This window comes from Vibrio sp. D3, assembly GCF_043995865.1.
GTDB lineage: Bacteria > Pseudomonadota > Gammaproteobacteria > Enterobacterales > Vibrionaceae > Vibrio > Vibrio diabolicus.
In genome coordinates this window covers 1,523,986-1,537,547 of record NZ_CP171886.1, presented here as the reverse complement: position 1 = coordinate 1,537,547, position 13,562 = coordinate 1,523,986, and the positions used below count along the sequence as shown (strand labels likewise).

The 13,562-nt window shown below is 44.0% G+C and carries 12 protein-coding genes; 5 read left to right on the top strand and 7 right to left on the bottom strand.

The genetic code is table 11. The features are described from left to right. Positions 1-93: 93 nt before the first annotated feature. The 7 genes from ACHFJ9_RS06695 to ACHFJ9_RS06665 form a co-directional block, all read right to left on the bottom strand. Entirely contained in the window at positions 94-1,434 is a 1,341-nt protein-coding gene (locus ACHFJ9_RS06695; protein ID WP_005392416.1) for an HlyD family type I secretion periplasmic adaptor subunit, read from the bottom strand. Then, positions 1,409-3,127: a type I secretion system permease/ATPase gene (locus tag ACHFJ9_RS06690; protein ID WP_317420430.1), complete on the bottom strand. Its 1,719-nt coding sequence runs from the start codon at positions 3,125-3,127 to the stop codon at positions 1,409-1,411. The genes ACHFJ9_RS06695 and ACHFJ9_RS06690 overlap by 26 nt, the downstream gene beginning before the upstream one ends. A gap of 153 nt (positions 3,128-3,280) precedes the next feature. Continuing rightward, complete coding sequence (locus tag ACHFJ9_RS06685) at positions 3,281-3,871, bottom strand: calcium-binding protein (protein ID WP_005392412.1); 591 nt, start codon at positions 3,869-3,871, stop codon at positions 3,281-3,283. Positions 3,872-4,078: 207 nt separating this feature from the next. Then, the gene (locus ACHFJ9_RS06680) at positions 4,079-4,735 is read right to left on the bottom strand and encodes a LuxR C-terminal-related transcriptional regulator (protein WP_080619247.1); all 657 of its coding nucleotides are present in this window, start codon (positions 4,733-4,735) and stop codon (positions 4,079-4,081) included. Between the two features lie 228 nt (positions 4,736-4,963). Continuing rightward, a complete protein-coding gene (locus tag ACHFJ9_RS06675) occupies positions 4,964-5,632 on the bottom strand; it encodes a LuxR C-terminal-related transcriptional regulator (protein WP_134646042.1) in 669 nt (222 codons plus the stop codon). A gap of 248 nt (positions 5,633-5,880) precedes the next feature. Further along, positions 5,881-6,081, bottom strand: a complete 201-nt coding sequence (locus ACHFJ9_RS06670) for a restriction endonuclease subunit S (protein ID WP_047008479.1) — start codon at positions 6,079-6,081, stop codon at positions 5,881-5,883. 56 nt (positions 6,082-6,137) lie between these two features. Continuing rightward, the gene (locus tag ACHFJ9_RS06665) at positions 6,138-8,054 is read right to left on the bottom strand and encodes a methyl-accepting chemotaxis protein (protein ID WP_005392399.1); all 1,917 of its coding nucleotides are present in this window, start codon (positions 8,052-8,054) and stop codon (positions 6,138-6,140) included. A 310-nt stretch (positions 8,055-8,364) separates the two neighbouring features. Here ACHFJ9_RS06665 and ACHFJ9_RS06660 point away from each other — a divergent pair, with 310 nt between their 5' ends. The 5 genes from ACHFJ9_RS06660 to ACHFJ9_RS06640 are packed head-to-tail and all read left to right on the top strand — an operon-like array spanning position 8,365 to position 13,560. Beyond that, on the top strand, positions 8,365-9,321 hold the full coding sequence (locus ACHFJ9_RS06660) for an AAA family ATPase (RefSeq protein ID WP_005392397.1): 957 nt from the start codon (positions 8,365-8,367) through the stop codon (positions 9,319-9,321). A gap of 14 nt (positions 9,322-9,335) precedes the next feature. Further along, positions 9,336-10,262 carry a DUF58 domain-containing protein gene (locus ACHFJ9_RS06655; protein WP_046875799.1) on the top strand — a complete coding sequence of 309 codons (927 nt, stop codon included), beginning with the start codon at positions 9,336-9,338 and terminating at the stop codon, positions 10,260-10,262. 38 nt (positions 10,263-10,300) lie between these two features. Next, positions 10,301-10,777 carry a DUF4381 domain-containing protein gene (locus ACHFJ9_RS06650; RefSeq protein ID WP_047008481.1) on the top strand — a complete coding sequence of 159 codons (477 nt, stop codon included), beginning with the start codon at positions 10,301-10,303 and terminating at the stop codon, positions 10,775-10,777. After that, positions 10,770-11,774: a vWA domain-containing protein gene (locus ACHFJ9_RS06645; RefSeq protein ID WP_256955366.1), complete on the top strand. Its 1,005-nt coding sequence runs from the start codon at positions 10,770-10,772 to the stop codon at positions 11,772-11,774. Before ACHFJ9_RS06650 ends, ACHFJ9_RS06645 begins: the two co-directional genes overlap by 8 nt. After that, entirely contained in the window at positions 11,767-13,560 is a 1,794-nt protein-coding gene (locus ACHFJ9_RS06640; RefSeq protein WP_395354367.1) for a VWA domain-containing protein, read from the top strand. The genes ACHFJ9_RS06645 and ACHFJ9_RS06640 overlap by 8 nt, the downstream gene beginning before the upstream one ends. Positions 13,561-13,562: the final 2 nt, after the last annotated feature.

The following is a 13,562-nucleotide window of genomic DNA, read 5'->3' as shown; positions in this document are numbered from 1 at the left end:
ACGGCTCCCTTAGAATTAAAATACGGCCTAGTAACGGGTAACCATAACAAATTATTTTGTCAGTTGTCCGTGTTCACTCAAGTACTTTTGAGATTACTCCTCTCTAAAGGCGCGATTCATGCTTTCAGTGATTGGCTTTATTAAATAACTTAAAGGCGTTCGCGGTTCAGATAAAATAAGCACTTCCGCGTTCATTCCTGAAGTTAAGCGGTGTTTGGCTACATCTTCTTGCGAAATTGCAATTCTAGCGAGGTAAAAATCCTCTTGGTTTTCTTGTGAAAGCTTATCCGCAGAAATCGTTAACACCGTGCCGTCTAATGGTGCCAACGTTCTAGCATTCAGAGCGGTCAGACGAACATGCGCCTGCTGACCTGGGTTAACTAAATCGATATCCTGGGGATTCACGCGAGCCTCGACTAACAACTTATCGTCTTGAGGAACCAACTCCAATAGCGTTTCACCCGAACCAATCACACCTTTTTCAGTAAACACCTGCATGTTGACCACACGGCCTGCAATAGGTGCATTGATGGTTGTTCTCGCTACAATATCTTGGGCTGAGCGATACTCTTCACGAATGGCGACGATTTCCTTTTTGGTGTTTCGTAGCTCCTCGACAATCTCATTTAGTCTTTCAAGCTTCAACTCTTCAATTTGCGCTTGGTTTTCATCCAACCTTTTGCTTACTGTGAGTGATTGTCTGTCTAACTGACTTAAGGTACTCCGCACTTCCGCCGCAAGACGTTTGAGTTGAAGTAAGGTGGATTTACCCGAAAAGCCTTTTTGAACTAGAGCTTGGTTACTGTCTATTTCTTCGGCGATAAAATTAAGTCTTTCTCTCTCAATGACTTTGGTTTGCTGGAGGTTTTCCAGCTCCAAATTTGCCCCAGAAATACTCTGCTCAATGATGCTCAGCTTACTATCAAAGAATCGCTTTCTCGCTTCAAAGATCTTGTTTTGAACCAGTTGAGCTTCTTGGACGATATCGACGCGAGGAATACTTTCAAGATCATCAGACCATACGATCGTTGGCAATTCATCTAGCTCAGCACTTAGACGGTTTTCCTTCGCTAGAGTATGAATAAACTGACCACTTAATGAATCCAACTTCGCCATAGCTTGTCGCTTAGAGAGTTGAATTAATAATTGACCTTTTTCAACCAAGTCTCCCTCCTGCACGTACAGCTTTTCAATAATGCCGCCTTCTAGATGTTGAATTTCTTGTCGCTTAGTGAGAACAGACAAATCGCCATAAGCAATTGCAGCACTCTCTAATTTCGCTGTCGCAGCCCAGTAGCCTAGGCCACCAAGAAAAATACTTAGCGTCACCACACCAAGTAAAATTGGTTTTCGAAAGCTTAGTTTCGCTTGCGGACTAAAACGATAAACGGTTTCAGACGGATGCTGATTAACGGCTGGCAGTTGATTGCTCATTTCTTACCCTTGGAATATCTGTTCTTTCTTCGCCCATCAAGCGTTTTAATACTTCATCTTTAGCACCGTATAATTTGACTCGACCTTCAGCCAAATACAGCAATCTATCCATTTGTCGTAATGTACTCGGATTATGGGCAATGACGATAATCGTTGAGCCTTGCGCCTTTAAATGGGCAATCAAACGTTGATATGCAGCCTCTCCTTCACCATCAAGGTTGGCATTAGCTTCATCGAAAATCACAATAGATGGATCGCCATAAACGGCTCTTGCAAGTGCGATTCTCTGCCTTTCTCCTCCAGATAAACCACGGCCATTTTCGCCAATAACGAAATCATAGCCTTTGTTTTTCTTGAGTATTAATTCATGACATCCTGCTAGTTGCGCCGCCTTGATGACTTTAGCGGGGTCTTCTTCTTTGAAGCGCGCGATGTTCTCTCGAATTGTGCCAGGAAACAACTCTACTTCTTGAGCGAGATAACCAAAATGGGCGCCGCGATCTTCCGATGCCCAAGTAGACACTTCCATACCATCAAGCGTAACCTTACCTGCTAATGGCTTGATCGTACCTAATAACAACCGAGCAAACGTCGATTTACCAGTACCAGAAGGGCCAATAACTCCGACAGCGACTCCGGGAGGAATAGATAAGTTGATCGATGAGAGTACAGGCTCTGCTGTGCCAGGATGGCGATAAGCAAGCCCAGTAAGTTCATAGTGTCCTTTTGGCTTTGGCAGTGGCATATTCGATTCATCTTGGCGCACGATTGCGTCGATTTCTTTTAGTCGTTTATACGCGCCTTTAGCAGACATAGCACTTCGCCATGTTCCAATCGCCTGCTCCATCGGCGAGAGTGCCCGACTCATTAAAATGGAACTCGCGATCATCGCTCCCGCAGTAATCTCATGTTGGATCACTAACCATGCTCCGCCTCCCAACAAGAAGATCTGTAGTGAACCACGTACAAACTTAGAAAAGTTAGCCATGTAAATGGACTTACCTGCCACTCGCTCTTCGAGCATATTGACTTCATTCACGCGCGACTGCCATTTCTCTAAAAACGCGTTCATCATCCCCATCGCAAGAATTGAATTGGCATTTTGCGTGGCTAGCTCGGCGTTGTTGATATGAGAGATCGCCCTAACTTCACTTTCTTGCATGGTTTTACGCGTCATTAGCTCATTGAGTAGCCCGAGACTAAACAATACAATAGACCCGAGTAACGCGATGTGACCCAATACTGGGTGCAATAAATATACGAACAAAATAAACAGCGGTGTCCAAGGCGCATCCAATAGTGGATAGGGTGCTTGGCTGCTCAAAAAGCTTTTGATGTTCTGAATGTCTCGCAGCGTTTGCGAGGTGTAACTCTTCCCTGTGTGCGATTGGTATTGAATGCTGCGCTTAAGCATAAAAGTGGACAGTTTGGTGTCCATCCAATAACCAAATGATTTACTCATTTGCGCGCGAGCGATATCAATAATCGACATAGTTAGTAACGCGACAATCACGATAATAGTGAGCAAAAGTAGAGTATCGGTTGAATAGGAGGATATCACTCGGTTGTACACTTGAAGCATGTACAAGGGTATCGAGAGGACTAGTAAGTTGATAAAAAGGCTAAAAGCGATTAGCAAGCCCGCAAGCGTGCATAGTTTTTGTCTCACTTCTTTGAAAACCGTTTTTTGCACGACTATTTCCGTTTAAATTGAAAATGTAGGCGCCAGCAAAAGCTAGCACCTAACTTAAGACAGCCTCAAATACACTCTAGAATGACCGAGTTAGTTCACCTCAGCGTGACAGAGCCACACAAACTAAATCCCATTCTGAGTGATTTAGGTCATTTAGATTGCAAATAAATCCGCACCGTAAGTATTGATGTCAGTTTCGGTAACGCCAATGAGTTTCACGGTTAGATCAGCACCATCGGTAAACACGGCATTACCTACAGCATCATAGCTAAAGCTTAAATCACCGAAGTCTGTGACCGAGTCGCTAATAATGTGCAAAGAATCTTCACCAATGGTGAAATCCACAACTTTTGCTTCGCCATGGCCACCAAACTTATCCGTGAACACAAACTTATCGCCATTGCTGCCGCCAACTAGAACATTATCACCGGAACCAGCTACAAGAATATCTTCACCGACGCCGCCATTTAGTTTGTTGTCACCCAACAAACCCAAAAGCAAATCATTACCTGTACCACCGCCGAGGTAATCGTTTCCTGTACCAGCCCTTAGGATGTCATCACCTGCACCACCAGTTAGGCGATCATCACCGTCGCCGCCGATCACATAATCGTTACCGCCACCGCCAACAAACGAATCATTACCACCAAAACCAATAAACAAGTCATCGCCGCCATCGAAATCAGCAAATTGGTTATTTACACCTGCATCGCCTAGATACGTGTCATTGTCACTTGTGCTCATTTTTATTCCCTCTTGTCTTAATAATTGAATAGACCTTTTATTCTATGTCTGAGTAGATTTGTAACAGACATGAGAAGTCTAATAGTCAACCGAATAGGAATAAGTTTGAATATGGGATGATATTTCAGACTGACATTTTAATAATAAATATAAAACTTAGTACTTTATAGAGTATTTTCTTTTTATTACAGTAAGTTAATACTAGTACTACAGATTTCGCCTAGCCCAACTTGTTGCTTGCGTACGGTTCTTTACTTCTAACTTTCTAAAAATATTGTATAGATGTGATTTAATAGTATGCTCACTGATAAATAAAGAATCAGCAATTTCCATATTTGAGCCTCCTTCTTTCAACATTTTTAAAACTTGAATTTCACGCCGAGTAAGCTCTACCTCGATAGCAGGCTCAATAATGCTATTCGCTTCTTTTCCTCGATAATAATTAACCAGCTGATCCAGTAATCTTCGAGACAGCCAATTATCTCCTTTTATTATTGCTTTTAACCCCTGACACACCTTGTCCATGGAGTCTCCCGGACCGAATATACCCTTTACATGCGGCCATGAGGCGAGTTCTTCTGTGTCTAAGTCATAACCTAAATTAAGCATTATGGTTCCTAGCACTTTATTACTATCTTTTAAATAAACTAAAGTTTCGGATGGAATCTCAACTGAAAAATCAACAAGCAAAAAGTAGCGTTCCGGAATGAGTTCGTGATAACTAGGGTTTTTAGTATCTATGATCGTTATTTTAGTTTCTATATTTTTAGAAAGCATTTCCTTAAAGTTTTCACTCTGTAAACTTTGTTGAGTGAGCATTAGGACTTCAGGCTTTTCCATATACTGTTCCATAATGTTTCTCATACTTTCAGTGACTTAACATTCTTAAATTCGTCGTTAATCGTCCGCACTTAGTGTGATATGTAAGTGCTAGCCCACAGAGTAAAGTTATTTGCTACTTTTTTAAATTCCAAAGTTATTAAAAAGAGAATCAAAAAAAGTGTTTCTCATAAAAGAAACACTTTTAACACATTTAGGTCACAGTAATGATTAAGAATTCACTAAATTAAATAACGTAATATTTCAAGGAGATTACACTGTTAACGAGTTATCCGAAATATTTTCTTTCGCCCAAATAAGTGCTTGGACTCTATTTTTTACTTCAATCTTCTTGAAAATATTGTGTAAATGAGTCTTTACCGTATTCTCGCTCACAAATAGTTGTTCGGCAATTTGTTGATTGGAAGCCCCCATAGAGAGAAAGGTAATTATTTGTTGTTCTCGTTTGGTCAAAATAGCGGGAACATTCTTATTTATCGGTTTGCAGTGGCGACGAAGGTGAGTAATGTATTGCTGAGAAAACTTACGGCTGAACCACATATCCCCCTGAAGTACCTTACCAATCCCAACTTGCAGCGTTTTTATATCATCAGAGGTATAGAAAATACCTGCTAGAGTACGCCAAGCAAAAAGATCTTCAGTCGAAATGGATTGATCACAATTAATTAAGATTTCGAGCGTATCTTTCTGTTGCGACTCTTTAAACTCCGAATAACGCCGAAATATTTCATCAGTGATCACGCTGCAATCAACAATAATGGCTGACGCTAAAGGCGAATCTAACGCTCCTTGAATAAGAGAGTTTGGTGTGATTAGAGCAACACTAATACCGAGTTTGGTCTCCAATACATCTTTCAGCAGAGATGACTGCAGACTGCCCTCCGTGATTAAAATGACATTTCTTGTTTTTTGTTGCTCCATCCTGATCGCATTCCCTTGGTCGCTTTTATTGAAATACGCAATAGATTTAGATAGAGCAGTAGTATTGTCAAGTATGAAAATAACTAGTACTAATTAATAACTCATTGAAGTGTCAATAATTTTTAAGTGGCAAGTATGTAAGAGGTATTAGCATTTTTCAGGCATTAAAAAAGGGAGCATACACTCCCTTTTTTGTATTTGAGTTGGTGATTTTGTCGCGCCCGTTAGAGCCGAAACCTCACCCTAGCTTAGTGAACTGGAACAGAGTTTTTTTGGTTAAATTTACCAAAGTGTTGCTCTAACACTTCTGCCGTCAACTTACCTTCTGCTTCCAGCTTTTTTAGCTCAGCGACGATCGCTTTTTGCTCTTCTAGCGACGGCAGTTTTACTTCTGGCTCCTGAGCGGCTTCCTGAGAAATCTGCTCTAGTTCTTTTTCGAAGTCATTCATAGTACTTACCTAAATTTAGTTAGTGAACTTTTAAACTTCGGCTATTCTATCCAACTCTATAGCTTGAAGCTACCAACCATCTTGTCCAGACGTGAAGAGAGCGCTTGAAGATCACGACTTGCATCCGCCAGCTCTTCTGCCGTTGCCGTTGTCATTTCATTGATCGCGTTGATTTCTTCAATGTTTTGGTTAATGGTATGCACCACAGTGGATTGCTCTTCCGTCGCCGTCGCAACTTGCGTATTACGATCAGAGATGTCTGTAATTCGCTCAGAAATATTGACTAACACTTCCACGGCTTCATCGGTTGAAGCGACCCCTTCAATAGTGACCGCTTTACCCGCTTCCATAGCACTTACCGCATCTTGTGCGTCACTTTGAAGTTGGTTGATCATCCGTTGGATCTCTTCTGTTGAATCAGCCGTGCGTGACGCTAGGTTTCTTACCTCGTCAGCAACCACCGCAAAACCACGACCTTGCTCTCCAGCGCGTGCAGCCTCAATCGCGGCATTCAACGCGAGCAAGTTGGTTTGTTCTGATATGTCACGAATTACGCCCAGAATCGAGCCAATATCTTTAGTTGTCGATGCCAGCTGCGTGACGACAATATTGGTCGTTTCTACGTCATCAGCTAGGCGGCTAATCACCTCTTTGGCTTTCATAACCACTTCACGACCCGTTTGAGTATTATCAGAAGCCTGATTTGCCGTATCGGCAGCAGTAGCCGCGTTCGATGCAATTTCGCTGATGGTCGCACCCATCTGGTTAATCGCCGCAACAACTTGAATGGTTTGATCACGTTGCTCTTGGCTGTTGTCATGTGTGGATGTTGCTTTCGTCGAAACACTTTCTGCCGCTTGACTTAATGAGCCGCTAGTTAAAGCAACTTCTTTCATTGTGGCGTGGATCTTCTCAATAAATCCGTTGAAGCCTTTTGAAAGCTGAGCAATTTCATCATTACCCTGAATTTCAATGCGCTGCGCCAAGTCGCCTTCACCTTGCCCAAGGTCGGTAAAACGATCGGCAATCAGTCGAATTGGTTTAGTAATACTATTTGCCAACCATACGCCCATCAGAATGAATACAACGGCGACAATGATGGTCGTAAACAGCATTTTTTGCGCAGTAGCATTTAGGTCCGCGAAGACTTCATCGACAGGAACTACACCAATGACAAACCAATTCATTGAAGGAACATACAAACTGGAAACAAACGTGTCCTGCCCTTCAAAGTCCACATTAATCAAATTGAAGCTGTTTTTATTCAGCAGTGCACTCGCATCACTACCAAATAGCTTGGTGATAGAAGTTTGGTTTTTACCTTGTTGACGATGTATTTGAATCTCACCCTGTTCGTTAGTGAGGAACACATAACCCGTATCTTCAATTTTAAACCCATTGAGCAGCGCAACCATGTCGTCCATCGACTTTGAAAGACCTGACATTGATGTGCCATTTAAGTCTTGGTAGTTGGCAAACATTTTTACTTCGCCGTTTGCTTCTTGGAAAACGCTCACTGACGTTTCTTGACCAGAAGACGTAAAGCCAAAGAACCAAGCATCTTGAGTTCGATTAAGCTGACGCAAGAACCCGTTTTGATTCCAGTAATATGCCGTTTGACGATTGGCTACCGACGCATCATTAAGTCCGTACTGGGATTTAACGTTATTGAGCTGCTGAACTAACTGAACTTCTACCGACGGGTCGCGGTCTGTATTAGATAGGGCTTCGACAATAAACTCGTTTGTTGCGAGCTGTTTTGCGGCTTGTTGCATCTCTACAACTTCGCGGTCAATTTCTGTATTGATTTGCTGCAGCATCGCAGGTAGTTCGATATCAATAAGACGGTGGCTCAACACATCTCTTGCATGACGCTGAGCCATAACACCAACGATTATTGTTGATGCTAAAACAGCAAACGTAATACCAAGTACAACCTTCTGTTTGATGCTCAAGGAATGAAGTTTCAACATATTCGGACCTTTTAAAAGAATCACTTGTTATTGGCCCCATAAGGGGAATCTGGTGCATATCTCATGACACGCACATCACAGAAACTTTATCGGCTCACATATACAAAACTAGAGGCATTTCTCACTATATTATGAAAAATAAATGTAACGCTCTGTCAGATAAGAACTTTCAGTGATAGCAAGTACTTGCAATTCTCTGCAGCGTCCCAATATTGAAAAGATAAATTGCGAAAGCGCATTGGAACTTTTTCCATCTGGAAAATGACCAATACTCAACACAAAAATCAAATGGATATCGAGAGTCCAAAGCATGCATAAATCTAACTTCGAAACTCTTCAGCAATACCTAGAGTCGCAGATCATTGGTCAGCAAGATCTAGTCAAACAACTGCTTGTTGCCCTTTTGGCAGATGGACATATTTTGGTTGAGGGCCCTCCTGGGCTGGCAAAAACCCGTGCAGTAAAATCACTCTCAGATTGTGTTGAAGGCGACTTCCACCGAATTCAGTTTACCCCTGACTTGCTGCCAGCCGATTTAACCGGCACCGATATCTTCCGCCCCGAAACCGGAGAGTTCACTTTCCAATCTGGTCCTATCTTCAATTCTCTTATCCTTGCGGATGAGATAAACCGTGCACCGGCCAAAGTACAAGCAGCGATGCTTGAAGCAATGGCAGAGAAACAAGTCACAGCAGGTCGCCATACTTACCCGTTGCCAGAGTTGTTTTTGGTCATGGCGACTCAAAACCCGATTGAACAAGAAGGGACTTATCCACTACCTGAAGCACAGCTAGATCGCTTTTTATTACATTTAGAAGTGGAATACCCAGATGCGGAACATGAGCTATCTATCTTGCGTATTAACCGCGGTGAAGCAAAAGGCGAAACTACCGTCGAGCGCCCAATGTTAAGCCAACAAGATATCTTCACTGCGCGTAAAGAAGTGTTGGATATTCATATGGCGGAAACGATAGAGCAGTACATCGTCCGTTTAGTTATGGCAACACGTCGAGCCAGCGAATATGACACTGAGCTGGATAAGTGGTTGTCAATGGGCGTTAGTCCACGTGCCACCATCGCTCTGGATCGTTGTGCCCGTGCGCACGCTTGGCTTGCAGGTCGTGATTTTGTGTCCCCAGAAGATGTTCAAACCATGGCTTATCCGGTTTTGCGCCACCGTTTATTACTGAGTTACCACGCTCAAGCGGAAGGCATTACGGCAAACCAAGTCATTGATAAGCTGCTAAACCTCGTTGGCAGTGCATAAGACGAGGGAGTGATATGTCCACAACGCATCCACTGCCACCTCATGCGAATGGGGTGACATTAACCCTTGAAGAGCTGCTGCAATACCGCACTCAATCTGTACGTTGGTTGCCACCAGCACAAAGTATCTGGTCGCAAATGAGCGGTAACCATACCAGCCGCCAAAAAGGGCGAGGCATGGATTTTATGGAAGTACGCCAATACCAACCTGGCGATGATATCCGCAGTATTGATTGGCGGGTAACTGCTCGTACAGGGAAAGCGCACACAAAGTTATTTGCAGAAGACAAAGAGCAAGCTGTGATTCTTTACCTTGACCTGAGTTCTAGCCTGCATTTTGGGTCTAAGTATATGCTTAAGTCGGTTCAATTGGCTCACTTTGCCAGCGTGTTGATTTGGCTCACTTTGGCTAAAAAGGATCGCATCGGTGCGGTGATTGACGATGGACATCAATGTTTTGAGTTTCGCCCTTCCTCTCTACAAAAACAGGGGCTGCGGATTCTTAATGCTATCGTCGATACACATAACGCGCAGGTGGCTCGTACTGCCAACAACGAGGCTCGTACACTGCCGTATACTCAGGTGTTAGAAACACTTCATACACTGACACCTAAGGGCAGCGAACTGATTATGCTCAGCGACTTTGCCCACATAAGCGCGGCAGAGTTGACGCAGTTACGTCGACTAAAACAGCACAACACTGTGAGGGCTATTCAGTTTTATGATCCTTTAGAAAGAGGTGAAACAAACTTTAGAGGTCAAGTAAAAGCCTCGGATGGACAACGTAGTCAATGGTTCAACTTTGGCTCCAAGGGCCAAAGAAAGGAACTCGAAACACACTTTACTCAACACCAAGAAACCATTAAACAGCAATGCCATTCGATGGCGATTCCATTTAACACGCTATCAAGTGGTTGGCCCTTGATTTCACAATTAAGCTAACAAACTGTACAAGCAGCATTTATTAAGCAGTAATAATAATGACAACAAACAACCAAAGCCTAGACCTTGAACCTCTGATTTTACCAAACGCTCCGGATTGGTTTCCGCTCGCTTGGGGATGGTGGGCAGTGCTTGCGGCCACCGTACTTTTCGTTTTCAGCATTTATCTTTATACGAAATGGCGTAAAAAACGCCTACGCGCGCAAAAGGCAGCCTTAAAACTTTTAACTCAATCTGTCACACCTCATACCCCTTCCTCTGCTCTAGAAATATTGCGTCAGGCGGCATTGAGTTACTTTCCGCGTGAAGAAATCGCGCCATTAACAGGAATCGCTTGGTATGAATTTCTCGATAGCCATACCAAAGAAACTCGATTCGTAGACAAACAACATCAGTGGCAAGAAGCGCTGTATCAGAAATCCTCTCAAGAAAATCATCAAAGCTTGGTCGATGATTGTGTCTTTTGGATAACTCACGCTTTGCCACCAAAGAAAAAGGCAAATAACCGTGACTGAGCAAACACTCATAACCGATCTTGCCCAATGGCTAAACATTGAATTTGTCTGGTGGTGGGCACTATTTTTGCTGCCTGTCCCCTGGCTGGTATACAAGCTCCTGCCACAAGAATCTCAACAAGCCGAGATCAAATTGGCGTACTTACCAACTAATGAGAATGGCAGCAAGCCTAAGCAAGCCCTGCAAAAATCACTATCAGTGGCGATCTGGGTTCTTCTTATCATTGCTTGTGCGCGTCCAGTTTGGTTTGGTGATCCAGTTGAGTTCCAACCCAAATACCGGGACTTGATGTTAGTCGTCGACCTATCTGGCTCGATGCAGCAAGAAGACATGGAGCTCAACGGCGAATACATCGACCGCCTCACCGCTGTCAAAAAAGTTCTGTCTGATTTCGTGGCAAAGCGAAAAGGCGACCGTCTCGGGGTTGTTTTGTTTGGCGATCACGCGTATTTGCAAACGCCACTCACTGCAGACCGTAAAACCGTCATGCAGCAGATTAATCAAACCGTCATCGGCCTGGTTGGTCAACGAACCGCCATTGGTGATGGCATTGGTCTAGGCACGAAAACCTTTGTAGACAGTGATGCTCCGCAACGAGTCATGATTTTGCTTAGTGACGGCAGCAACACTGCCGGTGTGCTCGAACCGCTCGAAGCAGCGGAAATCGCAAAAAAATACAAAGCGACCATTTACACCGTAGGCGTAGGTGCTGGTGAAATGATGGTGAAAGAGTTTTTCATGACTCGTAAGGTTAACACCGCAGCCGACTTGGATGAGCAAACACTAACTAAAGTGGCAGAGATGACTGGTGGACAATATTTTCGGGCGCGAGATACTGATCAGCTCGAAAAGATCTACGACACGATCAACCAGCTCGAGCCCGTGTCAAGCGACACGCAAACTTGGCGTCCGCAGTCAGAATGGTTCCCATACCCATTAAGCGCTGCATTCGTACTGTCGGTATTGTTATTCCTACTGAGGAGAAAACATGGCTGAGTTTATTTTCCTTAACCCTTATTGGCTTTTGGGGCTTATCGCAATCCCTATTGCGCTCTTGCTCAATCACAAATTTAGAGCAAAAAAATCGACACTGATTGCCCCTCACCTAGCTAAAGTGCTCGGACAAAACACGCAGTCCAAACACTATTTTATTCTCTGGGGCGTAGCTTGGGCCATTACCTGTATTGCGCTAGCGGGACCAAGCTGGCAATCCAACGCTCGCCCAAGCTTTGAGTTAAACCAAAACCGCATTTTGGTGCTTGATATGTCTCGCTCGATGTTCGCTACGGACATCAAGCCTAATCGACTCGCGCAAACACGTTATAAGGCGCTGGACTTACTTCCTAAATGGAAAGAAGGGGCTACGGGTCTTATTACTTACGCTGGCGATGCCTATAACTTAAGTCCACTGACGACTGATTCCAGTACGCTTGCCGGCATTATCGAGAATTTGTCACCAGAGCTAATGCCTTTTCAAGGGGCAAACCTGCCTTCCGCAATTGAATTAGCGCTCAACCAGTTCTCTCAAGCAGGTGTGCAACAAGGCGACATCATCGTGTTAGCTGATGACCTCGATGAGTCAGAACTGTCTCGCGCGTTGAATTTGGTCGAAGGTAAAAACATTCGGATCTCTGTTCTTGCAGTAGGAACCGCTAATGGTGCTCCCATCGCCCTACCCGATGGTTCTCTTCTAAAGACTGCACAAGGCACAACAGTCGTAGCGAAAACAAATCTGAAGAATTTGCAAATACTAGCAAAGAAAACAGGTGGAATTTTTGTTCCTATTCAGCACACCAATCACGATGTTGAGAACATTTCGGCCTTTACGAGCAACGTTGGCAGTCAACTTTCGGCCAAGAAGAGTGAAGAAGTGAGCACTGACTCTCGCTTAAACGGTGGCTTTTGGTTGCTGCCGCTGTTACTTCTGCCTGCAGCTTTACTGTTTCGACGCGGCCTGATTTGGATGCTTGTGGCAACAGTAATACCGATGACTTGGACACAACACGCCGAAGCAAATCCGTTCTTAAATGCCGATCAACGAGGAGCGGAACTCTACAAGCAAGGTGAGTATGAACAAGCTCAAAACCTATTTACAAACCCAAGCTGGAAAGGAGCCGCCAGTTACCAAAAAGGTGACTACGAAGCCGCTATCGAAGCATTTTCTCATGACGCCTCTCCTAACGGCCGCTATAACCTTGCCAACTCTCTGGCGCAAAATGGTCAATTAGAAGAAGCAGCAGAGCTTTATAAAAAACTGCTTGAAGAAAAGCCCAACTTTGAAGCTGCAAAGAAAAACTTGTCGGTTGTGGAACAGAAGCTGAAACAGCAACAGCAACAGCAACAGCAACAGCAACAGCAACAGCAACAGCAACAGCAACAGCAACAGCAACAGCAACAGCAACAGCAACAGCAACAGCAACAGCAACAGCAACAGCAACAGCAACAGCAACAGCAACAGCAACAGCAACAGCAACAAAAGTCTCAAAACGGTGAGAAGGAAGAGCAAGGACAACAGTCACAAAATCAGCAAGAATCTGAAAATAAAACAGAAAAGCAAAAAACAGAGCAGCATCGACCGAAACGAGGTGAAAAGCAGGCTCAGGAACAAGGTGAGCCAATGCCGGCTCAAGTGCAGCCAAAAAACACGCATCGGGATGATCCTGAATTCCGTCGTCTAGAAGCCGTCGAAAGCGCTCGCGATCCAAGCTTTTTGATTCGTGCACAAATGCAGCTTCAAGCTCAACAAAAACAACCTCCACAACAATCTCAAAAGGAGTGGTAAGC

Bases quoted from the DNA above. Each gene is read 5' to 3' on its own strand.
- ACHFJ9_RS06680 (WP_080619247.1), bottom strand. From the start codon at position 4,735: ATGAGAAACATTATGGAACAGTATATGGAAAAGCCTGAAGTCCTAATG.
- ACHFJ9_RS06660 (WP_005392397.1), top strand. From the start codon at position 8,365: ATGCATAAATCTAACTTCGAAACTCTTCAGCAATACCTAGAGTCGCAG.
- ACHFJ9_RS06655 (WP_046875799.1), top strand. From the start codon at position 9,336: ATGTCCACAACGCATCCACTGCCACCTCATGCGAATGGGGTGACATTA.
- ACHFJ9_RS06665 (WP_005392399.1), bottom strand. From the start codon at position 8,054: ATGTTGAAACTTCATTCCTTGAGCATCAAACAGAAGGTTGTACTTGGT.
- ACHFJ9_RS06650 (WP_047008481.1), top strand. From the start codon at position 10,301: ATGACAACAAACAACCAAAGCCTAGACCTTGAACCTCTGATTTTACCA.
- ACHFJ9_RS06675 (WP_134646042.1), bottom strand. From the start codon at position 5,632: ATGGAGCAACAAAAAACAAGAAATGTCATTTTAATCACGGAGGGCAGT.
- ACHFJ9_RS06640 (WP_395354367.1), top strand. From the start codon at position 11,767: ATGGCTGAGTTTATTTTCCTTAACCCTTATTGGCTTTTGGGGCTTATC.
- ACHFJ9_RS06685 (WP_005392412.1), bottom strand. From the start codon at position 3,871: ATGAGCACAAGTGACAATGACACGTATCTAGGCGATGCAGGTGTAAAT.
- ACHFJ9_RS06695 (WP_005392416.1), bottom strand. From the start codon at position 1,434: ATGAGCAATCAACTGCCAGCCGTTAATCAGCATCCGTCTGAAACCGTT.
- ACHFJ9_RS06670 (WP_047008479.1), bottom strand. From the start codon at position 6,081: ATGAATGACTTCGAAAAAGAACTAGAGCAGATTTCTCAGGAAGCCGCT.